Source organism: Sphingobium yanoikuyae, assembly GCF_013001025.1.
Taxonomy (GTDB): Bacteria; Pseudomonadota; Alphaproteobacteria; order Sphingomonadales; family Sphingomonadaceae; genus Sphingobium; species Sphingobium yanoikuyae_A.
This window is the reverse complement of the sequence record NZ_CP053021.1, coordinates 5,181,704-5,207,528: the sequence shown is the minus strand read 5'-3', so window position 1 is coordinate 5,207,528 and position 25,825 is coordinate 5,181,704. Positions and strand designations below refer to the sequence as shown.

The window sequence follows — 25,825 nt, the reverse complement described above, 5'->3', positions numbered from 1 at the left end:
CGTCTGAGGTGGAAGCGCTCCGCGCTTTCACCGATGGCGTGAATCAGGGTCTAAAGCCGGAGAATCAGCCCGCTTCCAGCGCGGCGCCGGCTTCCATCCAGACTTCCTCGGCCGCTTCCAGCTTCTTCTCCACCGATGCACGCTTCACCATCAGTTCGCTGGTGGTCATCTTCGCCTCGGCGCCGGTTGCGCTCCTGGGATCGGACAGTATGGCGTCGATGCGCTTGCGCTCGGCGATCAGCGTGGACATCTCGCGCTCGGCCTTGTTGACGGCGTTCTTGAGCGTCTTCTGCTTCTCGCGCCATTCGGCGGCAGCCTTCTTGTCCGCCTTGCGATCGACCTTGGGCGCATCGCCGCCCGACGGATTGCCGTCCGCCTTGCGCAGGATGATGTCGGTATAGTCATCCAGGCTGCCGTCGAACGGCTGGGCCGTGCCATTGTCGACCAGCACCAGCCGGTCGGCGACCAGTTCGATCATGTGGCGGTCGTGACTGACGATGACGACGGCGCCCGAATATTCGTTGAGCGCCTGCACCAGCGCCTCGCGGCTGTCGACGTCCAGATGGTTGGTCGGTTCGTCGAGGATCAGCAGATGCGGCGCATCGCGGGTGATGAGCGCCAGCGCCAGACGCGCGCGCTCGCCACCCGACATGGAGCCGACCTTCTGCGTCGCGCGCTCGCCGGAAAAGCCGAAACGGCCAAGCTGGGCACGCACCGCACCGGGCGTCGCGCCCTTCATGACGCGGGTCATATGCTCCAGCGGCGTGTCGGTGACGTCCAGTTCCTCCACCTGATATTGGGTGAAATAACCGACATTCATCTTGGCCGAACTGTTGATGGCGCCTTCCATCGGCGCCAGCTGCGCCGCGATCAGGCGGGCCAGCGTGGTCTTGCCGTTGCCGTTGCGGCCGAGCAGCGCGAGGCGATCGTCGGGATCGATGCGCAGATTGACCCGGCGCAGGATCGGCGTGTCGTCATAGCCGACCGAGGCCATGTCCATGGTGATGAGCGGCGGGCGCAGTTCGGCGGGGCTGGGGAAACCGAAATGCAGGCTGGGGTCTTCGATCGCAGCGGCAATGGGCTGCATCTTGGCCAGCGCCTTGGCGCGCGACTGGGCCTGCTTCGCGGTCGAGGCGCGGGCCGAGTTGCGGGCGACATAATCCTGCAGCTTCTCGCGCTCGGCCTGCTGCTTGGCGCGCGCCGCTTCCTGCTGGGCCAGCCGTTCGGCGCGCTGGCGCTCGAACGCGTCATAGCCGCCGGGATAAAGGGTCACCTTCCCGCCTTCGAGATGCAGGATATAGTCGACCACATTGTTGAGCAGATCGCGCTCATGGCTGATGATGACCACGGTGCCGCGATAGGCCTTGAGGAAATTCTCCAGCCAGAGGGTCGCTTCGAGATCGAGATGGTTCGACGGTTCGTCGAGCAGCAGCAGGTCCGGGTTGGAGAAGAGCAGCGCCGCCAAGGCAACGCGCATCTTCCAGCCGCCCGAATAGCTGTCGAGCGGACGGCCCTGCATTTCCTCGTCAAAGCCCAGGCCAACGAGGATGCGGGCTGCGCGCGCAGGCGCGGTATAGGCATCGATCGTGGTCAGCCGCTCATAGATATGGCCGAGCCGATCGGGATCTTCGGTATGCTCCGCCTCCGCCATCAATTCGGCGCGTTCCTTGTCGGCGGCGAGCACGGTGTCGAACGGGGTCGCGGTGCCCGAGGGGGCTTCCTGGGCGATATAGCCCAGACGGGTGTCGCGCGGCATGTCGCAACTGCCCTCGTCCGGGTCGAGCTGGCCGATCATCACCTTCATCAGGGTCGACTTGCCCGCGCCGTTGCGGCCGATGAGGCCGACGCGGCTGCGCGGCGGCAGTGCGGCGCCGGCGCGGTCGAGGATGGTGCGGCCGCCCAGGCGCACGGTGATACCGTTCAAGTTAAGCATGGCCGCGCCTGTAGCAGAGCTGCGGCGGGGGGTGAAGCGGCTTGGCGCGCTTGCGAAAGCTGCAAAATATATAGTGTCGCAGAGGACGCATTTGCGCCGCTGCCGGTCCGCAGTCACGACTTCGCAATAGGAGATTTTTGCGAAGTCGCGCGATCGACGCGCAAAAAATGGGGGTGGGCAAGGGCCCACCCCGCAAGTGTCAGAGGCCGTCGACGGCCTTGCTGACGAGGATATTGACCGCGACGCGGCGATTCTGCGCCTTGCCCTCGATCGTGTCGTTGCTGGCCACCGGATCGGCCTCGGCCATGCCGGTGGGGGTCAGCATGCGATAGGGCTTCCAGCCGCACGCCTGCTGCAGATAATTGACCACGCGCGAGGCACGCTTTTCGCTCAGTTCCTGATTCAGCTCCTCGCCACCGGTGGAGTCGGTATAGCCCACGACCAGCAGCAGCGCGTTGCTCATGCCATTGGCCGAGGTCGCCGCGGCGCAGAGGTCATTCTTCGCCTGATCCGACAGTACCGCCTTGCCGGTGTCGAAATTGACGTTGGTCGTGCCCTTCACATTATACTGGTCGATCTCACCCATGCGGCCGCGCAGCGCCTCGGTCGCGGCGGTCTGTTCATCGAACCGCTGGGCCGTGCCGTTGTTGATCATCGACGCGGTCTTGAGATCCTTGTTCTGCAGGGCGATCTTGCTGGCAAGCAGCCCTTCGCCGGCCTGCAGGGTCTTCACCGTCACCGGCAGACCGTTCAGCAGTGACGTCGCGGCCAGATGGTCGCGGCCAAGGCCGAACAGGCCCTTGCTGGCGCTGATCTTGGTATCGTCATTGATGGTGATGACGCTCTTGCTGCCGTCGGCGGCGGTCACCTGCATCCGGTCGCCGCTGCGCGCGGAGATGATGCCCTTGATCTCGGGCCCCTCCGTCAGTTCGGCGGCCGGCATGGCGACGCTGGCCGACACATCGGCCGGCGGCGCGTCCTGGGCCTGGTCCTGCGCCACGACGGCGGCCGGGGCAGCCCCGGCCAGCAGGGCAAGCATCACAAGATATTTTTGGTTTTTGAACATGATAGGCATCACGCTGCTCCTTCACTTCTCGATCGGTCGGGCCTGCAGCATTGCAGCTTGTCGTCCGACGGCGGCCGCCTGGTGGCGTTTCCGGCCGTCAGAACCCCCTTCTTCTGACCTTCATAAATTTTGACGTCTTGGCGCCGTGGGATGCGCCAGACACATTGCCTGTTCGTGTCCGGCTTTCTGCTGCATGAACAGCCCGTGTTCCGGCCGTGTTGCGCAGGCCAGATGAGCGGATGTTGCGACGAAACGAAGGCGAAGACGGAAAGTGTTAACGCGATCCACTTGAGTCAGGACAGCTATAGATTTCCAACACACTTCGCCATGACGCACCCTGTTGTTGTGAAACAAAAATCAGCATCCGCGTGGAACAAATTCCGAATTTCTATTTTTGCGCTTTCATAACATTGACTTGAAACATTATTTGACGATCCGGTTTGCGTGCGCGCGCGGAAGCAGGCCGAGGGATGCTTCGACCGACCGCACCCGCAACGCGCATCACCCGCCAGTCAACGGCACTGGCTGTGGCAATATGGTCACAGAGGGAAATATTCGCATATTTTGCGCAAAATAGCATTGCGACGCATTCGCATTATTGTTGCGATCGCCTCGCAGCATCCCTTAGGACGACGCCCAATTTCCTTCCAGAAAACAGGGGTCTTCATGCTGTCCAAATATCACTGGCTTGCCGGCGCCGCGCTGTGCGTCGTCGCCCTTCCCGCCGCCGCCCAGACCAATGCCGCACCGGCCGATGAGAATCGCGACGACCAGATCGTCGTCACCGGCACCTATACCCTGCCCGACAAGATCGACACCGCGACCGGCCTGGGCCTGACGGTCCAGGAAACGCCGCAGTCGGTCAGCATCATGACCGCGCAGCGCATCCTCGACCAGAATCTGATCAGCGTGAAGGATGTCATCACCAATGCGGTGGGCGTATCCGCCAACGAAGTCGATGACGTGCGCAACAGCTTCTTCGCGCGCGGCTTCGAGATCCGCAACACCCAGGTCGACGGCGTGCCCGCCGCCTGGACGCTGGCCGGCGGCAATGGCGAGACCAGCATCGACGTCTCCATCTATGAACGGATCGAGGTCGTGCGCGGCGCGACCGGCCTGCTGTCGGGCGCGGGCGATCCGTCCGCATCGGTCAACCTGGTGCGCAAGCATGCCGACGCCACCGACCTGACCGGCTATGTCAATGCCAGCATCGGCAGCTGGAACACCTGGCGCCTGTCGGCCGACATTGGCGGCGCACTGACCGCCGATGGCCGCATCCGCGCCCGGCTGGTCGGTCGCTATGAAAAGGGCGACTATTTCATCGACATTCAGGACCGCAAGAAGTGGGTCCTCTATGGCGTGGTCGAGGCCGACGTCACCGATAGCACGCTGGTCCGCGTCGGCATGAGCCACCAGGACAGCAAGCCCAAGGGCGCGACCTGGGGCGCGCTGCCCACCTTCTACACCGACGGCACGCTGACCGACCTGCCCCGGTCGCAGACCACGGCGGCGGACTGGACCTACTGGAACACCACCAACCAGAATATCTATGCCACGGTGCGCCAGGAATTTGGCGATCGCTGGAACCTGACCGCCAATTACAACCGGCTCAAGACCACCGGCGATACGCAGCTTCTCTATCTCTATGGCGGCGTCGACAAGGCGACCGGCACGATGGACGGCACCAACCCCTACAAGTCCAAGGGCGAAAGCATCCAGAACAGCATCGACGCCCAGTTGAAGGGCCAGGTGGCGCTGTTCGGCCGCGATCATGAGGTCGTGCTGGGCGCGCTGCACAGCGTGCTGAAGCGGCACACCGACAATTATGTGGCGCCCTCGCCCTGGCTGACGGACGTGCCGGTGATCGGCCAGGAAGGCGTGCCCTATCCCGAGCCGGTCTGGGGCACCGACGCGGTGCGCAACGAACAGGAACGGATCGAGCAGACCGGCTATTATGGCGCGTTCCGCCTGAACGTGGCCGATCCGTTCAAGGTCATCCTGGGCGGCCGTATCGCCAGCTGGAACCAGCGCGGCTTCGCCTGGAGCGGGCCGAGCGACTATGGCGACGACAATGTGTTCATCCCCTATGTCGGCGCATTGTACGACATCACGTCGAACCATCGCGTCTATGCCAGCTATACCAAGATCTTCCAGCCGCAAAACCGCTATGACCGCGAACAGCGCCTGCTCGATCCGCTGAACGGCGCCGCCTATGAAATCGGCCTGAAGAGCAGCTTCTTCGGCGATGCGCTGCAGACCTCGATCGCGCTGTTCCGCATCGAGCAGGATAATGTCGGCGAGATGGACGGCCCGGAAATCATCCTGAACAGCCAGACCTTCCAGCCCTATCGCGCGGTCGAGGGCGTGACGAGCAAGGGCTTCGAACTGGAAGCCACCGGCCAGCCGCTGCCGGGCTGGAACGTCAATGCCAGCTACAGCCAGTTCAAGATCGAGGATCCGGACGGCAATGACGTGAACACCGCGCAGCCGCGCAAGCTGCTCAAGATCTTCACCACCTATGACCTGCCCGGCGTACTGACCGGCCTGACCATCGGTGGCGGCGTCAATTATCGCAGCAAGGCCTATTCGGACGGCACCATCCCCGGCACCACGCCGGCCGTGCCCTTCCGCTTCCAGCAGGACGGCTATACGCTGGTCAGCCTGATGGCGCGCTATGCCGTGACCGAGCAGCTGCAGCTCCAGGCCAATGTCGAAAATCTGTTCGACAAGAAATATTACAGCCAGGCCGGTTCGTTCAGCCAGTATCGCTACGGCGCCCCGCGCAATTTCACGATCAGCGCGAACTACAAGTTCTGATAAAAGAAGGGCGCCGTGGGAGACCAGGGCGCCCTTTTTGTTTGGGGGCGGATGGATGCTGGCGCAGGTCCAGCACAGGAATGACGCAACGTTGTTTTGGGGTGGGAAGCGGGCCACCTGTTTCATAGAGCCATCCCCGCGGAGGCGGGGATCCATCTCGCCAGCGTCGGACCAGATACAAGGTCAGGAGATGGATTCCCGCCTGCGCGGGAATGACGGAAGGGGTGGATGGCGGACGGTCCGGTTAGCCGTTGCTAATCCAAATTAGCAGACATCATCAGAGTTCAACCGACAGCGTTATCGCAACGAGGTGCATCCTTGGGCGTGACTGAGTTTAGATACAAACCGAACTGATACCCGTCCTTTGATTTATATCGTTTCACGCATTCCATCTTACATAACAGCGGCTTGTGAAAAACGTATCCTAAGTCGATATGCCGCACGTCATAGCATTTCCTTCCGCTCTTACGCGGGTCACATGCACGTGCCTCATTCGCGGGCTTGTCCGCTAGAGATGCATTAAAAGTATTAGGAGGGAGGCCACAGCGTTTTTCGACCTCTTCAATAGCCGCTATCCTCTTAGCCCGTGTGTCCTCGCCATTACAGGAGCAAATGGCAAATGCGGTGAGAACGAAAGGGGATATCCTCAAGCGTCATTCCTACCGCGTGTGATGTTGACTGGATCATAGGCCGAAACAACGAATATCTGCAATTGTCGAAAGCGTTTGTTGGACCGAATGACTAAAAATGGTCGTTAGCCGTCAGGCTGCTACACAATGCACCTGTCGGCATATCGCTAACAGATCTGCACCATAGGACGGGACAATCACCAGTAACTGAGCTTCCCCGCGTTCGATCCGCTCCACTTGCCCATTTAAAAAAGAGGCGTATTTCTCGTGATATTGCGGGGTCGCCGCCGGATGTGGCGGCTCATAAAGCCGGTCAAGGGCATTGGCACTCAGCAAGCGCCCTGCGATAATATCGACGTGCGATATGATATTGCCCTGCCGAAAATCATCGATTTGCAGCGCCTCGAGGTCTTCAAGGATCATATTGAAATCTGCGCCATCTACTTGCCGCAAGTAGAGCGTAGCGCCACCTTCGCGCACCTTTAACCCTGTCACGTAGCCATCGTGGAAGTTCGGGATAGACTGGATCATTTGCTGAGCTTAGCCCCGGATCCGCAGCATCCGCAATTGGGCGAGCGTCGAGACCATGCGAATGACAAAAAATGGTCGCTTCCGGCCAATTCGATCCGAAGAACCCGGCGTCGCCCTGCGCCGCCGGGTTCTTCATTTTCAGAAGCGGTCCGCGTTCATGACCTTGGTCCAGGCGGCGGCGAAGTCGGTGACGAACTTCTCCTTTGCGTCATCCTCGGCATAGACTTCGGCCACGACGCGCAGTTCGGAGTTGGAGCCGAAGATCAGGTCGACCGGGGTCGCCGTCCACTTCGCCGCGCCGCTGGCCCGGTCCTTGCCGTCATAGAGGCCCGGCGTCGCCGACTTGCTCCACACCGTGTCCATCGTCAGCAGGTTGACGAAGAAGTCGTTGCTGAGCGTGCCCGGACGGGTGGTCAGCACGCCATTCTTCGATCCGCCGCTATTGGCGCCGAGCGCGCGCATGCCGCCGACCAGCACGGTCATTTCCGGCACGGTGAGGTCGAGGGCATCGGCCTTGTCCACCAGCGCGTCGGCCGGGCTGACCTCCGCCCTGGGGCCATACCAGTTGCGGAAGCCGTCCGCCTTGGGCTCCAGATAGGCGAAGGAGGCGACATCGGTCTGTGCCTGCGCGGCATCGACGCGGCCCGGCGTGAACGGCACGGTGATGCTGTAGCCGCCCTTCTGCGCCGCCTGCTCGACCGCGGCGTTACCGCCCAGGACGATGAGGTCGGCCATCGACACCTGATTGCCTGATTTCGCGAAATCCTTCTGTATCGCAGTCAGCTTGGCCAGCACCTTGTTCAACTCCGCCGGATCGTTGACCGCCCAGCCGCGCTGCGGATCGAGCCGCAGGCGCGCGCCATTGGCACCGCCGCGCATGTCGGTGCTGCGGAAGGTCGCGGCCGACGCCCAGGCGGTGCGCACCAGTTCCGGCCCGGTCAGGCCCGACGCCAGCACAGCGGCCTTCAGCTTGGCCTGATCGGCGGCGCTGACGGGGGCGAAGCTCGCCTTGGGCAGCGGATCCTGCCAGCTATAGGTTTCGGACGGAATGTCCTTGCCGAGATAGCGAACCTGCGGGCCGAGATCACGATGGGTCAGCTTGAACCAGGCGCGGGCGAAGGCCTTGCTGAACAGCTCGGGATTCTTCTGCCAGCTTTCCAGTACCTTGCGGAAACCGGGATCTTCCTTGAGCGCAATGTCGGTGGTGAACATGATCGGCGCGTGCCGCTTGTCCTTCACATGCGCGTCGGGGACCATGCTGGCGGTGGCGGGATCGGTTGGGATCCACTGGGTCGCGCCGGCCGGGCTCTTGGTCTTCACCCAGTCGAAGTTCAGCAGATTGTCGATATATTGGGTGGTGAACTGGGTCGGCGTGGCCGACCAGGCGCCCTCCAGGCCCGAGGTCAGCGTATCCTCCGCATTGCCCTTGCCGCACTTGTTCTTCCAGCCGAAGCCCTGATCCTCGATGCCGGCGGCGGCGGGTTCCGCGCCCAGGCATTCCTCGGGCTTCTTGGCGCCATGCGCCTTGCCGAAGGTGTGGCCTCCCGCGATCAGCGCCAGCGTTTCCTCGTCATCCATCGCCATATTGCCAAAGGCGCGGCGGATGTCGGCGGCGGCGCCCTTGGGATCATGATTGGCGCCGGGGCCTTCGGGGTTCACATAGATGAGGCCCATGGTGGTCGCGGCGAGCGAACGCTTGAGCGAGCCGTCGGGATTGGAGCGCTCGGTCCCCATCATCTTGGTTTCCGGGCCCCAATAGACGACGTCCGGCTGCCAGGCGTCGATGCGGCCGCCGGCAAAGCCCACGGTCTTGAAGCCCATATCCTCCAGCGCGACATTGCCGGACAGGACCATCAGGTCGCCCCAGCTCAATTTGCGGCCATATTTCTGCTTGATCGGCCAGACCAGGCGGCGGGCCTTGTCGAGGCTGACATTGTCGGGCCAGCTGTTGAGCGGATCGAACCGCTGTTCGCCACCATCCGAGCCGCCACGGCCGTCGCCGACGCGATAGGTGCCGGCGCTGTGCCAAGCCATGCGGATGAAGAAGGGGCCATAATGGCCATAGTCGGCCGGCCACCAGGGCTGCGACGTGGTCAGCACCTTGCGGATGTCGACCTTGACCGCTTCGAGGTCGAGGCTGTTGAATTCCTTCACATAATCATAGTCGGCGCCATAGGGATTGGCGCGGGTCGCCTCATGCTGGCGCAGCGCGGTAAGGTCCAGGCGGTTGGGCCACCAGTCCTTGTTGGTCATGCCGCCGGGCTTTTCGGTGACGGGCGGCTTGGGCGCCTCGGTCACGGTGTCGGCCTGCGGCGCCGGCTTGGGCTTGGGATCGGCGGCGAGCGCCGGGCTGGCGAGCAGCGCGCACGCCAGGGCGAATGTGGAAATGCGGGTCGTGGACATGTTTCTCTCCCCTGTCCTGTTCTGCCTGTTCAAGGCGCGAAAAGGGGTAGTCCCGTGCAGCGGCGGATCGAAACGAATCGATTCCGTCACAGTGATCGGATTTTCCTATGAGAGAGGGTGGATCGGAGAAGGCGCCCACCTCTACCCGTCACCCCGGGCTTGACCCGGGGTCCCGCTACTGCGTCAGACAATCTGGTCGAACAGATCCTGCCAGTCCGGATTGGCGCCTTCGATCAGGTCGAACTTCCATTGCCGGCGCCAATGTTTGAGGCGCTTCTCATGGGCGATGCAGCTCAGCATGTCGTCGCCATGCTCGGCCCACACAAGCCGGAATAATCCATAGCGGGCGCAGAAGTCGGCCCCCGTACCGGATCGATGTTGATGGATTCGGGCAGCAAGATCGGCGGTCACGCCGACATAGAGGGTGCCCCGATACCGATCGGCCATGATGTAGACCCATCCGCCCTGCCGTTCGCGCGCCATGTTGCGAACATTTGCAAAGCGGGACCCCGGGTCAAGCCCGGGGTGACGAGGACGTTGGAGATGCCGCGTAGAGGGTGAACTGGCCGTGCAGGCCGCCGGTCGAGGACTGGCCGACCCACAGGTCGAACAGGCCCGGTTCGGCGAGGCGGCGGTTGCCGGCGCCGACAAATTCGAGGTCGGTGCGCGACAGGGTGAAGCGGACCTGGGTGGAATCGCCCGGCGACAAAGTGACGCGCTGGATGCGCTTCAGTTCGCGGATCGGGCGGGTGCGGCTGGCGACGCGGTCGCGGATATAGAGTTGCACCACCTCGCTGCCCTTGCGCTTGCCCTTGTTGGTGAGGCGCGCGGTGATCTCCACCGCGCCGTCCCAGCGCAGCGCGGTGTCGGAGAGCTTCAGGTCGCTGAGGGCGAAATCGGTGTAGCTGAGGCCATGGCCGAAGGGGAAGCGGGCGCTGTTGTCGGTGGTGGCATAGCGCGCCTTATATTCGGTGCTGCCATTGTCCACCGTCGGTCGGCCGGTCGACTTGCGATCGTAGAAGAAAGGCTCCTGCCCGCTTTCCCAGGGGAAGCTGACCGGCAGCTTGGCCGAGGGATCGACCTTGCCGAACATTATGTCGGCCAGCGCATGGCCGGTTTCCGACCCCAGGAACCAGGTCGCCAGCAACGCCTGCGCATTGGCGACACCATCATGCAAAGCGAGCGCGCGGCCATGGCGCAGCAGCACGATGACCGGCTTGCCGGTGGCGGCGATCGCATCGGCCAGTGCCTGTTGCGAGGAGGGCAGCTCGATCATCGTGCGCGATTGCGCCTCGCCCGACATCGCCTGGGATTCGCCAACCGCCAGGATCACCACGTCCGCCGCCTTCGCTGCGGCGACGGCACGGGCGATCCCGTCCTTGATCGGGCCGTTGACCGCGCAACCCAGTTCGACCGTCAGCTTTGCGGGATCGGGCATCGCCGCGCGCAGGCCGGTGGCGATGTCGACGCCCTTGTCGGGATCGCCGTAAAAGGCCCAGGGGCCGTAGAGATTGGCCTTGTCCTCGCCGAACGGGCCGATCAGCGCGATCCTTTGCCCGGCAGCGGGATCGAGCGGCAGCACCCCGTCATTCTTGAGCAGCACGACCGATCGGGCCGCCGCCTCGCGCGCCAAAGCATGATGGGCGGGCGTGCCGATGCGCGCCTTTTCAACCTCTTCGTCGAGCGAGCGATAAGGATTGTCGAACAGCCCCATCGCGGTCTTCACATAAAGGATGCGGCGCACCGCGACATCGACCGTCGCCATCGGCACCGCGCCGCTCTTCACCAGATCGGGGATGTGGCGGATATAGAGGCCGCTCTGCATCGACATGTCGACCCCGGCCAGCACCGCGAGGCGGGCGGCGTCGCGCTCATCCTCGGCAAAGCCATGGGCGACCAGTTCCTCGTCGGCGGTGTAATCGGAGAAGACGAAGCCGCGAAACTGCATCTCGCCGCGCAATATGTCGGTCAGCAATTCGCGGTCGGCGGTGGCGGGCACGCCGTTAATCTCGTTGAAGGCGGCCATGGTGGTGAGCGCACCGGCGGCAAAGGCCTTGCCGAAGGGCGGCAAATGGGTTTCGCGCAGCGTCTCGTCACTGATGTCGACGCTGCCATATTCGAGGCCCGCGGCGACCGCGCCATAGGCGGCGAAATGCTTGGGACAGGCGAGCAGCGAATCGTCGCGGCGCAGGTCGCGCCCCTGAAAGCCGCGAATCCGCGCCGCCGACAACAGGCCGGTCAGATAGACATCCTCGCCCGCGCCTTCAACCACCCGGCCCCAGCGCTGGTCGCGCGCGACATCGACCATCGGCGCGAAGGTGAGGTGCAGGCCGGCCGCCGTCGCCTCCACCGCCATGACCCGCGCGGTCTTTTCCACCAGCACCGGATCGAAGCAGGAAGCCTCCCCCAGCGGCACGGGAAAGATGGTCTTGAGGCCGTGAATCACGTCGCCCGCCAGCAGCAGCGGGATGCCCAGGCGGCTGTTCTTGACCGCCATCTCCTGCGCGCGGCGCCCACCGGCAACGCCGATTCCGTTGAACAGGCAGCCGACCCGGCCCTTGCGAATCTCGTCGGCCAGGCGCTTCTCGTCCTGGATGCCGGCCGCCGGGTTGGGCGGGTTGAAGGGACGGAAGCTGTCGGCCAGGCAGGTCATCTGCCCAGCCTTTTCCTCCAGCGTCATCTTCGCGATCAGCGCATCGACGCGGGCGACGTCGGCCTGCGCCAGCGCGCGGCGGGGAATGCCAAGGGCGAGGACACCGCCCAGGGTGCGGATGAGGAGGTCGCGGCGATCAAGAGTCATGCGGGGGAGAGCGTAACCGGGGAAGAATGAACGGGGCTTGTCCGAAGACAAACGGACTTCCGCCGTTTTTGTTGCGCTGCGGCAATAAGCCTGCGGCGCGACGCCCCGATCCCGCGATCAGGCCATGCGCCGAATCATGTTACGCGAATCAGGAGAAGCAATCACGCCTGGGCCGACAATTTGGTGCCGACCACGCCGATCACGATCATCGCCATGAAGCCGATCTGGGCCATGTTGACCCGATCCCCATAGAGAATCATGCCGCCGATGATGACGCCCACGGCGCCCAGGCCCGTCCAGATCGCATAGGCGGTGCCCGCCGGCAGATCGCGCATCGCCAGCGCCAGCAGCCCCATGTTGAGGAAGCTCAGGGCAATGGGCACGACGGAAGCCTGCCAGCTGCCGACGGTGGCGGCCCATTTCAGGCTCAATGCCCAGATGATTTCGGTGAATACGGCGATGCCGAGAATGACCCAGGCCAAGCGGCGTTCCTCTTGCGGTAACGGGCTCGGCTGGAGCGGCGCGCGGACCGGAAACCCGAAAGAGGCGGCGCGCCGATGAGGGCAGTGGTGGACAGGGCTGGATTCGAACCAGCGTACGGAAACCCGGGCAGATTTACAGTCTGCTGCCTTTAACCACTCGGCCACCTGTCCAGTGCCCTACGCGGTGGAAATTTGCTGTCCCGCCGCGCTGGAGGCGGCTCAATGGCGAATGGAGGCTTGCCTGTCAATGGGGTGATGTGAAAAGAGCGAAAACATGAAAAGAGGACATCGTACCGGCAAGCCGAAAGGCGCCTTCCCCCGCTTCTACGGACGCCACGCCATCACGGCTGCGCTCGCCAATCCGAACCGCGTCGTGCGCAAGATATGGGGCACGCGCGAAGCGATCGGCGCGCTCGACCTGCCGCCTGTGCTGCCGATCGTCTATTCCGACGTCGCCGACATGGGCCGCATGGTGCCGTCGGATGCGCCGCATCAGGGCATTGTCGCCGAAGTCGAGCCGCTGGACGATGTCTGGCTGGGCGACGTGCTGGAACAGGGACGGGACGACCAGCGCCCGATCCTGGTGCTCGACCAGGTGACCGATCCGCATAATGTCGGCGCGATCCTGCGTTCGGCCGCCGCCTTCGACGCGCTGTGCATCGTAACCCAGGACCGGCATGCGCCGCCCGAATCGGGCGTGCTGGCCCGCGCCGCGTCGGGCGCGCTGGAAACCGTGCCCTGGGTGCGGGTGGTGAACCTGGCCCGCGCGCTCGAAGAGATTGCCGAAGCCGGTTACTGGCGCATCGGCCTGGACGGCGATTGCGACACCGTGCTGGCCGACGCGATCGGCGAATCGCGCGTCGCGCTGGTGCTGGGCGCCGAGGGTGAAGGGCTGCGCCACAACACCATGGCGCATTGCGACATTATCGCTAAGCTGCCGATCAGCCCGCGCATGGAGAGCCTGAACGTCTCCAATGCGGCAGCGATCGCCCTGTACGCCGCCACCAGCCGGTAAGCGGCCGCCGGGCACCATCTTGCGACGATGTGGGCGGGGCGCCCTGCCCCGCTCGCATCGTCGCGCAGACGAACGGGGGTTCGCCATGGTCCTATTGTCCCGCGCGGCGGGCGCACTGGCGGCGCTGCTGATGCTGCCCGGATGCCTGGTGACCCCCGGCAGCTTCACCTCCACCCTCGACATCCGCGCCGACCGCAGCTTCGCCTTTGCCTATAAGGGCGAGATATTGGCGTCGGACATGGACAAGGCGCTGGGCGGCCTCAACAGCGATGCCGAGGACGATCCGCTGGAAGGCGTCGCCCCGCCCGAGGGCGAGGAGGCCGTGCTGCAGAAGGTGGCGCAGAGCCAGAGCAAGACGCCTACACCGCCCGCCGAGCCCCAGTTCGACAAGACCAGCGGCGACGATACGCAGATGCAGGCGATGGCGAGCGCGCTCACCAAGGAAAAGGGGTTCCGGTCGGTCCAGTATCTGGGCGATCACAAATTCGCGATCGACTATGCGATCAGCGGAAGGCTGGACCATGCCTTCCTCTTCCCCTTCAACATCGACGCGCAGATTGTCCTGCCCTTCGTCGCGGTGGAAATGCGCGGGGCGGACCGGGTGCGGGTGAAGGCACCGGGCTTTGCCAACGGTTTCGACAAGAGCCAGGGGCCGGCCGGCATGGGCGGCGGATCGGGCGACGCCGCCGCCAAGGCGCTGAACGGCACGTTCACGCTGACCACCGATGCGGAGATCGTCAGCCAGAATCAGGAAGATGGCGCCACCACCGTGCCGGAGGGCAAGCGCATCACATGGACCATCACGCCGCTGACCGGCGATGCGCCGGCCGCGACGTTGCGGGTCAGGCCCTGAAATAAGGGATCAGTCTTCCGGCGCGATGGTGACGCGCAGGCCGTCAAGCGCATCGCTCAGTACGACCTGACAGGACAGGCGGCTGGTCTCGTTGCGATGATCGCTGCTGTCGAGCAGGTCATTCTCGTCCTCGCTCATCGCCGGCAGGGCGTCGGCAAAGGCCGGGTCGACATAGACATGGCAGGTCGCGCAGGAGCAGCAGCCGCCGCACAGCGCGAGCAGTTCGTCAAAGCCATGGTCGCGAATGACTTCCATCACCGAGAGACCCTTGTCCCCCTCAACAGTCTGTTCGGCACCATCACGGTTGACCACGATCAGCTTCGGCATCTACCCATTCCTTTTGGACTTATCCCCGCCGCTCTGACCGACAGCGGCGGCGAAATCAAGGGCTGGACGGGCGGACATGGTAAGCACGGCGGAAGAATTGCGCGTCAGCCTGGACTTCATCGCTGCGGCGGAGCCGGCATTCGGCGCGGCGATCGCCAGCGTCGGCTATCCGGTGCCGCGCGTGCGCGAGCCGGGATATGAGACGTTGCTGCGCACCATCGTCGGCCAGCAGGTCAGCGTCGCCTCCGCCGCGGCGGTCTGGCGCAAGCTGGAGGCGGAGCTGGGCGTGGGCTGCACACCCGAAGCGCTGCTGGCGCGCGATTTCGATACGTTGCGCGCCTGTGGCCTGTCGCGGCAGAAGCAGGGCTATGCCCGCAGCCTGGCCGAACTTGTGGTGGACGGCACGCTGGACCTCCACGCCCTGCCCGCCGACGATGAGGCCGCGATCGCGCAACTGGTGCAGATCAAGGGGATCGGCCGCTGGTCGGCGGAAATCTATCTGCTGTTCGCCGAAGGCCGCCCCGACATCTGGCCGGCCGGCGACCTGGCGGTGCAGATCGCGGTCGGGCGGATATTAGGCCTTGGCGAGCGGCCGAGCGAGAAGCTGACCCGCGACCTTGCCGAAGCCTGGCGGCCGCATCGCGGCGCCGCCGCGATCATGGCCTGGCACCATTATAATAAAGGGCAGGACATGCTGCAGAGCTGAGACGCGGCGGGGCACAGGCCCCGCCCGCCTGCCCGCGATTCAGCCCAGCAGGGCGATGTTGAAGACGATGCCCAGCACCGCCGCCAGCGCCAGCGCCAGCAGACACAGCGCAATCACCAGCGTCACCGAGATCGGGAAGCGGCTGTCGGAGTGAATCAGCCCATCCTCCGTCATGATCTTGCGCCGATCCCGCAATTCCGTCGCGAACTGGACATGGCGCACGATGCCGCCGGCCAGCAGCACGATGCCGAACACCAGCAGCGCCACGCCGAAATTGCGCGGCGCGTTGACATTCTGGATGCTGCCCGCGTCCTGCATCTTCTGGAATGCCTGGTTGATGGTGAAGCCGAAGCCGATCAGCGACAGCGCGGTGCGCATTTCCGACATCAGGGTCCGGTCCGCGCTCATCCGGGTCCGCTGGAACGACATGCCGGTCCGGCGCATCGACATTTCGGTGCGATGCCCGGAAAGGTCGGTGCGATATTCGGACAGGTCGGTGCGATGTTCCGACAGGCCCGTGCGATGGCGCGACAGGCCAGTGCGGAAATGCGAATAGGCGGTCGATGCCCCTTCGGGATCGCTCATGTCGACCGACGGAATGGGCGGCACGGGCTCGCCCACATTGCGGGCCGGGCGGATGGGCGCGCCCCTGGTTTCCTGCGATTCGGCCATATGCTCCCCTCCTGTCAGTTCGGCTTGATCGGCGGCGGGAAATTGGCGAGCACGGCGGTCACCGCCTTGTCGATTGTCGCCTGGTCGGGGCTCTTGCGGCTGACCTCCTGCGTGGCCGTGCCGTGCCAGACCGGCTGTTTCGTCCCGGTGTCATAAATGTCGACCGTCAGCGTGCCGTCGGTCACGTTGCGCACATCGACATTGCGATAGCCGCCCCAGCCGGCCCACCCGCCCCAGGGACGATAATAGGTGGCGTAGGGACCGAAATCGGTCACCTCCACCCGATCGCGGGCGCCCAGGGTGAAGCCGATGGCAAATTCGCCGGGTTCAGCCTGGCTATAGCCGCGCGCCGCGAGCGCGCTGTCGATCGACGCCTTCACCCGCTGGAACAGCAATGGGTTCATGCCCTGCGGCACATTGATCGACGCCCAGCTATAGCTGCGATAGCTGGCGAAATTGGCCGCGGGATCGGCATCATAATTGACCCGTGGCGTGGTGGCACAGCCTGCCAGCGCCAGCAGCAGACCCGTGACGAATATGCGCCTGATCATATCGCGACCTCCCTTTGAATATCCCTGGGCATAGCCAAGCGGACGCCGGGCCAGCCATCGGGATTCTCCCCTAGGGAGCGCCCCGGATATCCCTAGCCAATGGCGTGAAGCGACTCACCCGTCCGACCCCCGGAAAATCCGCTATGGCGCGATGCCCGCGAATGCGCGATCATCCCTTATTCCAGCGGTCGGACGGGTGAGTCGCGGCGCCAATCGCGAAACTTTTCCTGCCGATCGCAGCCCAGCAGAGGGAGCTGTGTGCGATGGTAAGAGACTGGCCTGCAATGGTCGCAGCGGGCGCCGGCATTTGTGTGGCACTGGCCACGGCAAGCAGCATTGGCACGCCGCAGGATGCAACCCCCACCGTCAGACTGGCGCCACCGGCCATGCCTTGGCTCGACGATCTGACCGCGGACAAGCCGGCGGCGCGCGCCGGGCAGCAGCTCGCCAGCAACCGCTAGCGCGGCCATCATCCGAGCCGGACGGGCCTGCGTTGAACGGGCTGACGGATTCACGCTCAACCGGCCCAACTGAACCGGGAAACATTCGGCCGGGGCGGCACCAACGCCTGCCCAGCCCGCCTGCACAACCCTGCCCGGCGGCACGCCCCTGCCCCGGCGGCGGGATGCCAGCCTTCCTCATGATCGGGAGCGTCGATGGATTTCCTACGCCTGTTCCAGTCGCTGGAAGAATTTCTCTATGAGGCGATGAGCTGGCTGGTCTTCTATCCCCGCACCCTATGGCGGACCATCCGCCACCCGATCCAGATGCTGCGCTATTCCGACAAGGAACTGGAGGATGCGCCGGACCAGCAATTCACCGACATGCTGAGCCCGCCCCTGTTCCTGATGCTGACCATATTGCTGTCGCACCTGATCGAGGTGGCGTCGCACCAGAAGATGCCGGAGGTCGCGACCACCGGCATCGGCAAGGAAATCACCGCGTCGGAGATGAACCTGCTGGTGCTGCGCGCCTTCCTTTTCGCCATTTATCCGCTGATGTTCGCGGTGCGGCGGCTGAAGGCGCAGGGCCTGGCACTCAACCGCGACACGCTGCGCCGCCCCTTCTACGCCCAATGCTATATTGCCGGGCCGGCCGCGCTGGTGCTGGGCATCGCGTCGATCCTGGCGCGCCTTGGCGATGTCGGCTGGGCGATCGCCGCGCTGGTCATCATGCTGGTGACAATCAGCTGGTATCTGCGGATCGAGACGATCTGGCTGCGCAGTCGCACCCGGAAATCGACCGGCAAGGCGTTCCGATCGGCGTTGGGCACCTGGCTGCTCGCCTCGCTGATCAACAGCGGGGCGAGCTTCCTAATCCTGGGCGGCTGAACCGGCTATTCGCCGTCCGGCGTCATCGCCATCACGTCAACGAAGCGGCGCTGCGCATCGAAGCGGCAACGGAAGCGCTTGATCCCCTCGCTGCCCTTGTCGACCGTGCCGTCGATGAAGAAGCCACCGGGCGCCTTGGCGATCGCGCCGGTCTTCACATAGGTCGGACGGGTGCCATATTGGCCGGACACTTCCCCCCGACAATAAGCGGGCATGTTGCCGGGCGTCAGCGCCGGGCCGGTCGCCGCCGGCATCACCTGCGCCGCGGTCGCCGCCAGCGCCTGCACGCTGACGGTCAGGGTATAGTTGGCGACTTCATTGCGGCGGGCGGCATTGCGCATAAGATAGACGCGGATGCGATAATCGCCATTGGCGGGCAAGCGGCCGGAAAAGCTGTTGCCGGCGGACGAGCCGACGAACATGGCGCTATTTCCTGCACCGGGCGCGATCACGTTGAAATAGCTGGAGGCGTTGCTGGTCTGAAGCCGGACATTCATGGTCTGGCCGGCCCGCGCGCCGACCAGATAATCGACCATGTCATAGCCCTTGAGCGACGCCTTGATGACCTTCGACGCGCTCCCCCTGGCGAATTGCACCCGCTCGCTGCGCACCGGGGCCTGGGCGATGGCTGGCATGGCCAACGCCGACAGCGCGACGGTCGCGATCATGGCATTCCTCATGATGCATCCTTTCGTTCAATAGGGGTCCATCGACATCACATTGCCGTTGCCCGTCACGGTGCAGCGCGAACGATAATGGCCGGACGCAATGATGATCTCGTAGCGATCCCCACCTTGCGGATAGACGCTGACCGGCACGGAACTGCCCGCCGGCACGTTCTGGAACTCGTCGCCGCGCCGGGCACAGGCCCGCTGCGCCGCCGCCGGCGCGCCCCGCACGATCTGGCTGTTGGCGGCAAGACGATTGCTCCGCTCCGCATTGCCCGCCGAAAAGCCCGAATGATAGGCTTCGCTGTCGTTGCGATCATAGTCACCGCCATACAGGCCGTCATGATAGCCGCGCTCATATTCGCTGTCATGCTGAGCCGAACTGTCATTATGGCTCTTCTTGTGGCTGGCAAGCGCCGCGATCAGGCCGATCGCCGCAACGCCGGCTACTGCCGCGGCGGCCGTATTGCCGCCGCCATGACCGCAATCGCCGTCCGACGCGCTGTCGATCGCATCATAGCGGCCATTATAGGTGACGACGCGGATGCACTGGTCCTTCGCGCTGTTCCACCAATAGTTGGTGAGGCCATTCTGCTTGGCGATGCGATAGCCGCGCGATTGCAGCGCATTTTCCCCCGAAGAGCCCCGCGCGCCGACCAGATCATCGACATCGCGCGGCGGCGCCGCATGGGCCGGCGAGATCGGGAGGGCAGCCGCCAGCAAGGCGGTCACCGACAACAATGTCGAAAAACGCGTCATCCTCATTTCCCCTGTTCCTGCGATGCCGGAAAGCGGAGTCGCAGACGGCCGCATGCTATAGCAACGCTGGCGCGGCGCATTCGGCAAAGCCGTGGATAGGGCTCAGGGAAAATACCGAGAGATAAAGTCCGGGAGCGATGCAAGCACCGCTCCCGGACGGCCATGGTGCCCACCGCGAAAGGGGTTAAGCGGCGGCACGGACCCGCGCGCCGATTGGGGCGACGCGCTTATGGCAAAATTCAGACGACCAGCTTGGCCGCGTAGATCAGGCTGCCCCGGCCCAACTGGGCCATGACCTGCGATCGAACGCTGTCGCCGACCGCGAAACAGCCCTGGCTGCGCCCCAGCTTGCCGCGCGCACCGGCCAGCGTGGGTTCGGCATACCAGGCACCATGCAGCACGATCGCCCGGCTCATCGCATTGTCGTTGGTCGGATCGAGCCCCTGCAAGCGCTGCGACGGGCCATGTTTCCCGACATAGGGATCGGCCGTCAGAAACGCGCCCGAACAGGAGGCGTTGGAACCGGGCGCATTGGAAAAGCGCTCCAACCAGCCGCTATGATCCGGGTCCGATCCGCTGCCATGCGCCACCAGATAGGAGGTGGTGGTGCCATCCAGCAGGTTGACGATATGCAGCCGCGGCTCCGACGAGGGCGCAGCAAAATCGACCAGCGCCATGCGGTGCCGATTGACGATCTGCGGATGCCGTTCCAGCGCCGCGCGGGCCTGTGCAAACAAAGCGGGCTTCACCAGCGCCGGCGGGGTCGGCGTGGTGACCGGCGCGATCGGCTGGGCCGGCACCATGGGTTTCAGCGCGCGCATCGGCCCCGGCGCGGAGGCACGCGCGGTGCCAACAGCGCCCGCGACCAGAACGGAAGCGGAGAGGAGAAAACGGCGACGATCGGGGTTCATGGATGGTGCAACTAGGGTGCAGGCCCCGCCAAGGTCTTTGCCGGAATCGGGCGCCGCGCACAAAGTCTTGCGCACATCCATCCAGCCCGGCATTTTTGTCGGGCGAGGCACGTCGAAGCGGGAGAAGCGAGACATGGCCGGAACGCGGCTATCGAACGGCATCTATCGGGAAGCGGTCGCCACCATCGTGCGGCGCATCCAGAAGGCCCATGGCCTGTCCGACAGCCAGCTGGCGGAGCGGATCGGTTGTTCGGCCGGCACGGTCAAGAATGCGCGCAACGAGGCGAGCAACCTGGACGCCGTGACCCTTGCCAATATCGAGCAGGTTTTCGGCCCCGGCGCGATCGACCCCTATCTGGCGCTGGCCGATGTTCGCGCCGTGCCGCTGGCCGCGCCCGTCTCGGTCGAGCGGCTGCACCCAACGCTGGCGATCGTCGAGGCGCTGCACCGGATCATCGAGAAACAGATGCCCGACAGCGAAGGGGGCACCCGCATCACCTCGCACGAACTGCTGACGATCCTGAGCGAATTGCGCGAGGCGCGCGGCGTGTTCGACGCCCTCATCATGATCGCCGATCCCGCGATCGACAGCGGCGAGATCCGCTTCCGCGACAAGGGGCGCAAGCGGCTGGCCGTGGTCCACAGCCAGGGCGGCACCATCACCCGCGCCGACATCATGCACAGCGAGGACGAGGACTGAGCCTTAGCGGCAGTCGATATGCGCGCCGTCCAGCCGGCGCAGGCGCCATGCCTTGCCGCGCGGTTCCGCCGTCACGAAAGGGCGCCAGGACGATCGGGGCTTCGGCAGCCCCACCGCGACCAGCCGGCTGTCATCGCGGATGATGGTCGCCCCCTCTAGCGTGCCGATCCGCACCGCCATCTCGCCGCATTGCTTGGCCCGGTCCGGTGCGGGGTCATGGGCCAGTGCCATCAGCACGGCGCTGCGCTCGGCATAGGCGTCGCGCAGGCAGGCCGGCTGGTCGGGCGCGAAGGCGCAGCGGTTGCGGCGCTGGAACCAGGCGTCCTGCCGCTCAACATAATCGGATGCGGCATCCAGCAGCTTGGACTGATCCGCGCTGGGCACCCGGACGCGGGCATCGGCCGCCTTGAGCGCCGGGTCGGCGCAGACCAGCTTGTCCACGACGAAGGCCGATCCTTCGCAGCCGGCGAGATCGGCCGGGGTCGGCGGCGGCATGGCATCGGCCGCAACCGGCGTCAGGAACAACAGTAGGGAGCAGTGCCGGGCACGCATCATGACGTCAGCCTTTTCACGCGGGGCGCCGCGACCATAGGCCAGCGACGCCCCGCCCGGCAATCGCTCGTCGTCAGTGCGCCGTCTTGGCAATCTCCGCCGCGTAGATTTGCGGCGCGCCGTCCATGTTGGAGCGGAAGATCATCCATTTGCCGTCGGGCGTGAAGGTGATGTTCGGCTCCAGCCGATAGTCATGCTTGCGCATGTCGACGATCTTCTCGACGCCGAAGGTGCCCGGCGCGATCAGGTCGGCGGCATTGTCGGCATGGATGCCGGCGACATCGGGAATGGCCTGGGGCGTGAAGAGATAGAGATATTTGCCGTCGGGAGCATGGGCGACCATTTCGCTGTCGCCGCCGTCGCCGGAGAAATGCTGGAGGTCGGGCGCCTGGTTGTAATGGACCGACCATTGGTTGCGGTCGACCTTGAACCATTGGCGATGCCCGGTCGCCAATTCATAGCCGGCGAGCCAGAACACCTCGCCACGCGGCGTCTGGAGATCATACCAGATCCACTTGCCGTCGGGCGAGAAGAACTCGTGGCCGGCGATTTCCATGTTCATGCTGCGCTTGTGGACCAGTTGCTGGCCGCTGCCGTCGGTGCGGATCGTCCAGATCCGGTCGACCTTGTGCCAGGGGCCTTCATGGCAATACATGATGAGGCCTGGGTCGGTCGGCGAGAACTGGATATGGTTCAGCCAATCGGTCGAGGCGACCACCACCTTTCGCTCCCCGGTGCGGATGTCGATGGTGAATATCTCCATCGGGATGCGCGCCTCCAGCCGTTCATTGAGGCGCACTTCCTTCGCCTCGGCAAAGCTGAGCGGCTTTCCGTCCGGACCGTTGGCGGCATAATTAGCCTGGCCGAACTGCTGCTTGATCTCCGGCGCGGCGCGCTTCTGGGTGCCGTCAGGCTGGAGCGGCTTGTCGCTTGCCGCCCATTGACCGAGCAGCAGCGTCTCGTCCGCATTGATCGAGCCGATCGATCCGCGATCGACGGTCGCGATCTTGCGGACCTTGCCGCTGTCGATGTCGGCGGCATAGAGGGTCGTGGCCCCCGCACCATCGTCGCGCTTGTGGCTGGCATAATAGGCGGTGCGCGTCTTGCGCCCGGTGAAGAGCAGCTGGATATCCTTGCCCTTGACCAGCGGCCTGATGCTCCAGTCGGCCAGCGTCAGCACCGAAATGCCGTCGGGGGTGGAGATCACCATCTTGTCGCCCTGCGGCGTATAGCTGTTCTGGTGGAAATAGAGGCTGGCGCTGCCCGGCGTATCGGTCAGCCGCAGAACGCGGTGGCCGGTGGTCTGGTCGACCCATTCGGCCACGGGCTTGGCCAGCGCCGGGGTCGCCGCGCTTACGGTCAGCGCCGCCATCAGGCCAATCATCATCGTCTTCATCTTATGGCCCTTCATCACTTGGCAGCATCGGCTAGCGCGTCGGGAATGAGCGCCAGATTCTCGATCGCAGCAAGACCCCATTGCGACGCCGCATTGGTGGACACGTCCGGCCATTCGACGATCGGGCGGACATAGGCCGGCCCCTTCAGCGCCACGCGCGGATCGCCGTTCGACAGGCCGAGGCCCGCGTCGCCGCCGAGGAATTCCTTCCAGGCGCGCACGGCCAGTTCCCTGTCGCCGGTCTCGCGCGCGACATAGGCGGTCAGGCGCGAATGGCCTTCCTTGAGGTTGCGGCGGCCGAAGGGCTGGTCGAACTTCGCCTTCCACTCCTGCGGCGAGGCGTTGAACCAGCGGCAATAGTCGAGCCAGGCGGTGCGATAGCGCGGCACGTCAAGCAGCTCCAGAAGCTCGGCATTCACCTCCAGCGCGCCGAACACGGCATTGAGGTGCGAGATGGAAATCTTGTCCCCCGCCCCCATGAAGCGCCCGGTCTTGAGGTCATAGGGGGCGCTGCCCGCCAACCAGCCATATTTCAGCCGACCGATGCTATCCATGCCGTTGAGCAGTCGCTCGCGCCAGCGCTTGTCGCCAGTCCGCTCCCATTCGGTGAGCCAGGCCGAGGCGACGGAACACCACATGGTGCCGAAGCTCAGATCAATGACGCCGGCGGGCAGCGGATTACGCTGCGCCCCCGGCACCTTGCGACCGATCTCGACATGCTCCAGCGACAGGTCGGACGTGACCAGATCGCGCATCAGGTCGCCGGCCCGCTCGTCGGCGGTCAGATAATAGAAGATGCGGCGATACATAGCGTTGCTGACGCGCGGCTGCTTGCTGCTGTCGCTCCAGTGCTGGACGCCATGGCGCGTGCCCAGCCCCTTGAACCGGCCGAGATGATAGACATCGACCTCGCCGGTATGGCGGGTCAGCGCCTCGGCAAAGCGGAAGGCGGCGGCATTGCCGGTGCGCAGCACGCTGGTCCAGAACCACAGGTCAGGTGACAGCTCGCTATTGTCCCAGGCGAAGCCACCAATGTCGTAACGCCAGACATGCCGGTCGAAATCATAGGTGTGCATGATGTCGCCATGGTTCCAGAAACCATACCAGCGGCGGCGATCCACCTCACCGACATAGAAGTCGACGAGGTTGGTATTCTGGTCCTCGATCCGCGCCTTCATGGGCGTCGAGCGGTCCGGCAGGCTCCAGATGCCGAACACGCCGGCTTCATGGATACGTTCGGGCGTCACCATCAGTTGCGGCGGCACGGCGTTCGCCTGCGCCATCGCGGCGAGCGCATCGGCCGAGGGGGTGGTGGCGCAGGCCCAGAGGGTCAGTTCGCTGGTGCGGGCGACGCCGGTCGCGGCATCCCAGCCGGGCTCATAATCCTCATAGGTGATGTCGAGCCCTTCATTCTGGGCGTCATAGCCCTCCATCCCCAGGACGCCGCGATAGGAGCGCATGTCCATCGGCTTGGCGTCGGGCGACCAGAGCCAGGCGGTCAGCGTCGCGGTGTCGCTTTCGGCGTCACGAATGCTGATCTGGGACGGGTGGCGCTGCCAGAAATAGCGGGTGGCGATCGCCGCGCCGCCCTGGGGCGATCCGACATAGCCCAGGCCCTGAGATCGGCTGCCGGCGACGGAATCGACCCAGGCATGGCCGTCCTGCGTACGCTTGGCGATGGCGAAACCGTCGGCCGACAATTGGGTCAGGTCGAAATCGCCCCAGGTCGGAATGCGATCGAGCAGCTTGGCGACGCCCGGCGCCATGGCGTCCATCGGCACCGCCTTGCCGGCGATCTGCGCGGCGCGCACCGCCTTGCCCGGATCGCGGCGCAGGCCGGTAAGCGGTCGCACCGCTTCGCTGAACAGGCCGTCGTCGGCAGTGGCGAGGCGGACATGGCGGTCGTGCGGTGCGCCCGCCATCGGCACGGCGGCGGTCAGGCCGATGCCGCTGATGAAATCCTTCGCCGGATCGCCGTCGAAGATGAAGCTGTGGACTATGCGCAGATGGTCGCCGCCGGCATGGGCGTAGAGGCGCAGGGTGAAGGGCAATATCTGTCGCCCCTGCCCTTCATGCACGCCGGTGAGCTTGACGACGGCGCGGACCGGCCCCTTGTGCTCGACCGTCGCGCTGGTGATGCGGCCGGTGAAGGGCGTGCGGGTGCCACCTTCGGGCGCGCTGTCGACGCTGGCGACCAGCGTCAGGGGACCAACGACGGTGCGACCGCCCTGCTGCGCCGACTGGATGATCGCATTGCCCGAGCGGCCGATGCTCCAGCGCAGCGCGCCGACCTGAATCTCGATCCGGTCGGCGAGTTCGCGCACCAGTACCGGCGCCTGCGGCGCGGCGGGCTTGCCCGACACCACGCGCAGCGCGCCGGGCTGGCCGGTGCCGGCGGGCAGTGCATGAGCGGTCCATTTGATCGACCCGTCGGGCCAGGTGGCGAGTGTCCAGTGCTGCGAGGGCAGAGCGGTGCCATCGGCGCCCTGCACCGACAGCGGCTTGCCCGCGCGCAGCACGCCGCGCGGCCATGGCACGCCAAAGGTCTGGCCGAGCGAGAGCGGCGGGGCGGCATCGTCGATCCAGCGCACCGGCGTTTCCGGCATGGCGCCGCCGCGCGCACTGGTCGCCGCCTGCGCCGCGCCCGGCAGCAGCGCAGTCGCGCTCGCCATCAATCCCGCCTTCAGGCTGTCGCGCCGGCTGATCCCCGCCCTGATATCCAT

23 protein-coding genes and 1 tRNA gene are annotated in these 25,825 nt (G+C 64.9%); 7 read left to right on the top strand and 17 right to left on the bottom strand.

Going from position 1 to position 25,825, the window contains the following annotated elements; translation table 11 throughout:
- Positions 1-64: 64 nt before the first annotated feature.
- Positions 65-1,933, bottom strand: coding sequence for an ABC-F family ATP-binding cassette domain-containing protein (locus HH800_RS25130; protein WP_169863113.1), 1,869 nt, complete (start codon positions 1,931-1,933; stop codon positions 65-67).
- 199 nt (positions 1,934-2,132) lie between these two features.
- Positions 2,133-3,008 carry an OmpA family protein gene (locus tag HH800_RS25125; protein ID WP_169863111.1) on the bottom strand — a complete coding sequence of 292 codons (876 nt, stop codon included), beginning with the start codon at positions 3,006-3,008 and terminating at the stop codon, positions 2,133-2,135.
- 657 nt (positions 3,009-3,665) lie between these two features.
- Between HH800_RS25125 and HH800_RS25120 the strand changes: the two genes are divergently transcribed.
- Positions 3,666-5,816: a TonB-dependent siderophore receptor gene (locus HH800_RS25120; RefSeq protein WP_169863109.1), complete on the top strand. Its 2,151-nt coding sequence runs from the start codon at positions 3,666-3,668 to the stop codon at positions 5,814-5,816.
- 761 nt (positions 5,817-6,577) lie between these two features.
- Here HH800_RS25120 and HH800_RS25115 read toward each other — a convergent pair.
- The 6 genes from HH800_RS25115 to HH800_RS25090 form a co-directional block, all read right to left on the bottom strand.
- Entirely contained in the window at positions 6,578-6,976 is a 399-nt protein-coding gene (locus tag HH800_RS25115; RefSeq protein ID WP_169863107.1) for a hypothetical protein, read from the bottom strand.
- A 138-nt stretch (positions 6,977-7,114) separates the two neighbouring features.
- The gene (katG, locus tag HH800_RS25110) at positions 7,115-9,379 is read right to left on the bottom strand and encodes a catalase/peroxidase HPI (RefSeq protein WP_169863105.1); all 2,265 of its coding nucleotides are present in this window, start codon (positions 9,377-9,379) and stop codon (positions 7,115-7,117) included.
- Between the two features lie 183 nt (positions 9,380-9,562).
- A complete protein-coding gene (locus HH800_RS25105; protein ID WP_169863103.1) occupies positions 9,563-9,862 on the bottom strand; it encodes a GIY-YIG nuclease family protein in 300 nt (99 codons plus the stop codon).
- Positions 9,863-9,893: 31 nt separating this feature from the next.
- Entirely contained in the window at positions 9,894-12,179 is a 2,286-nt protein-coding gene (gene bglX / locus HH800_RS25100) for a beta-glucosidase BglX (protein WP_169863101.1), read from the bottom strand.
- A 161-nt stretch (positions 12,180-12,340) separates the two neighbouring features.
- Positions 12,341-12,661 (bottom strand): DMT family transporter, encoded by a 321-nt coding sequence (locus HH800_RS25095; RefSeq protein WP_010338071.1) that lies wholly within the window; start codon positions 12,659-12,661, stop codon positions 12,341-12,343.
- A gap of 85 nt (positions 12,662-12,746) precedes the next feature.
- Positions 12,747-12,832: transfer RNA gene (locus HH800_RS25090), tRNA-Tyr, on the bottom strand.
- A gap of 103 nt (positions 12,833-12,935) precedes the next feature.
- On the opposite strand from HH800_RS25090, the gene rlmB reads away from it, so the two are divergent.
- Both rlmB and HH800_RS25080 read left to right on the top strand, forming a co-directional pair.
- Positions 12,936-13,676, top strand: coding sequence for a 23S rRNA (guanosine(2251)-2'-O)-methyltransferase RlmB (gene rlmB / locus HH800_RS25085; protein WP_004210274.1), 741 nt, complete (start codon positions 12,936-12,938; stop codon positions 13,674-13,676).
- 85 nt (positions 13,677-13,761) lie between these two features.
- The gene (locus HH800_RS25080; protein ID WP_169863099.1) at positions 13,762-14,529 is read left to right on the top strand and encodes a hypothetical protein; all 768 of its coding nucleotides are present in this window, start codon (positions 13,762-13,764) and stop codon (positions 14,527-14,529) included.
- 9 nt (positions 14,530-14,538) lie between these two features.
- Here HH800_RS25080 and HH800_RS25075 read toward each other — a convergent pair whose 3' ends face one another.
- The gene (locus HH800_RS25075) at positions 14,539-14,856 is read right to left on the bottom strand and encodes a 2Fe-2S iron-sulfur cluster-binding protein (protein ID WP_004210272.1); all 318 of its coding nucleotides are present in this window, start codon (positions 14,854-14,856) and stop codon (positions 14,539-14,541) included.
- 76 nt (positions 14,857-14,932) lie between these two features.
- On the opposite strand from HH800_RS25075, the gene HH800_RS25070 reads away from it, so the two are divergent.
- Complete coding sequence (locus HH800_RS25070) at positions 14,933-15,562, top strand: DNA-3-methyladenine glycosylase family protein (RefSeq protein WP_169863098.1); 630 nt, start codon at positions 14,933-14,935, stop codon at positions 15,560-15,562.
- A gap of 39 nt (positions 15,563-15,601) precedes the next feature.
- Here the strand turns inward: HH800_RS25070 and HH800_RS25065 are convergent, their stop codons facing one another.
- Both HH800_RS25065 and HH800_RS25060 read right to left on the bottom strand, forming a co-directional pair.
- Positions 15,602-16,234, bottom strand: a complete 633-nt coding sequence (locus HH800_RS25065) for a YidH family protein (RefSeq protein WP_169863097.1) — start codon at positions 16,232-16,234, stop codon at positions 15,602-15,604.
- 14 nt (positions 16,235-16,248) lie between these two features.
- Positions 16,249-16,785, bottom strand: a complete 537-nt coding sequence (locus tag HH800_RS25060; protein WP_169863096.1) for a DUF4136 domain-containing protein — start codon at positions 16,783-16,785, stop codon at positions 16,249-16,251.
- A 263-nt stretch (positions 16,786-17,048) separates the two neighbouring features.
- On the opposite strand from HH800_RS25060, the gene HH800_RS25055 reads away from it, so the two are divergent.
- Together HH800_RS25055 and HH800_RS25050 are read left to right on the top strand one after the other, a co-directional pair.
- Positions 17,049-17,246, top strand: a complete 198-nt coding sequence (locus HH800_RS25055) for a hypothetical protein (protein WP_169863095.1) — start codon at positions 17,049-17,051, stop codon at positions 17,244-17,246.
- A gap of 195 nt (positions 17,247-17,441) precedes the next feature.
- A complete protein-coding gene (locus tag HH800_RS25050) occupies positions 17,442-18,116 on the top strand; it encodes a hypothetical protein (protein WP_004210264.1) in 675 nt (224 codons plus the stop codon).
- A 5-nt stretch (positions 18,117-18,121) separates the two neighbouring features.
- Here HH800_RS25050 and HH800_RS25045 read toward each other — a convergent pair whose 3' ends face one another.
- From HH800_RS25045 to HH800_RS25035, 3 genes are all read right to left on the bottom strand, one after another.
- Complete coding sequence (locus HH800_RS25045) at positions 18,122-18,796, bottom strand: hypothetical protein (RefSeq protein WP_169863094.1); 675 nt, start codon at positions 18,794-18,796, stop codon at positions 18,122-18,124.
- 15 nt (positions 18,797-18,811) lie between these two features.
- Positions 18,812-19,543 (bottom strand): hypothetical protein, encoded by a 732-nt coding sequence (locus tag HH800_RS25040; protein WP_169863093.1) that lies wholly within the window; start codon positions 19,541-19,543, stop codon positions 18,812-18,814.
- A 239-nt stretch (positions 19,544-19,782) separates the two neighbouring features.
- Positions 19,783-20,454: a murein L,D-transpeptidase catalytic domain family protein gene (locus HH800_RS25035; protein WP_037506242.1), complete on the bottom strand. Its 672-nt coding sequence runs from the start codon at positions 20,452-20,454 to the stop codon at positions 19,783-19,785.
- Between the two features lie 133 nt (positions 20,455-20,587).
- On the opposite strand from HH800_RS25035, the gene HH800_RS25030 reads away from it, so the two are divergent.
- The gene (locus HH800_RS25030) at positions 20,588-21,154 is read left to right on the top strand and encodes a helix-turn-helix transcriptional regulator (RefSeq protein ID WP_169863092.1); all 567 of its coding nucleotides are present in this window, start codon (positions 20,588-20,590) and stop codon (positions 21,152-21,154) included.
- A 3-nt stretch (positions 21,155-21,157) separates the two neighbouring features.
- Here HH800_RS25030 and HH800_RS25025 read toward each other — a convergent pair whose 3' ends face one another.
- From HH800_RS25025 to HH800_RS25015, 3 genes are all read right to left on the bottom strand, one after another.
- Positions 21,158-21,709, bottom strand: a complete 552-nt coding sequence (locus tag HH800_RS25025) for a hypothetical protein (RefSeq protein WP_235681980.1) — start codon at positions 21,707-21,709, stop codon at positions 21,158-21,160.
- Positions 21,710-21,779: 70 nt separating this feature from the next.
- Positions 21,780-23,102 carry an oligogalacturonate lyase family protein gene (locus tag HH800_RS25020; protein ID WP_169863090.1) on the bottom strand — a complete coding sequence of 441 codons (1,323 nt, stop codon included), beginning with the start codon at positions 23,100-23,102 and terminating at the stop codon, positions 21,780-21,782.
- A 14-nt stretch (positions 23,103-23,116) separates the two neighbouring features.
- Entirely contained in the window at positions 23,117-25,825 is a 2,709-nt protein-coding gene (locus HH800_RS25015; protein WP_169863088.1) for a Tat pathway signal sequence domain protein, read from the bottom strand.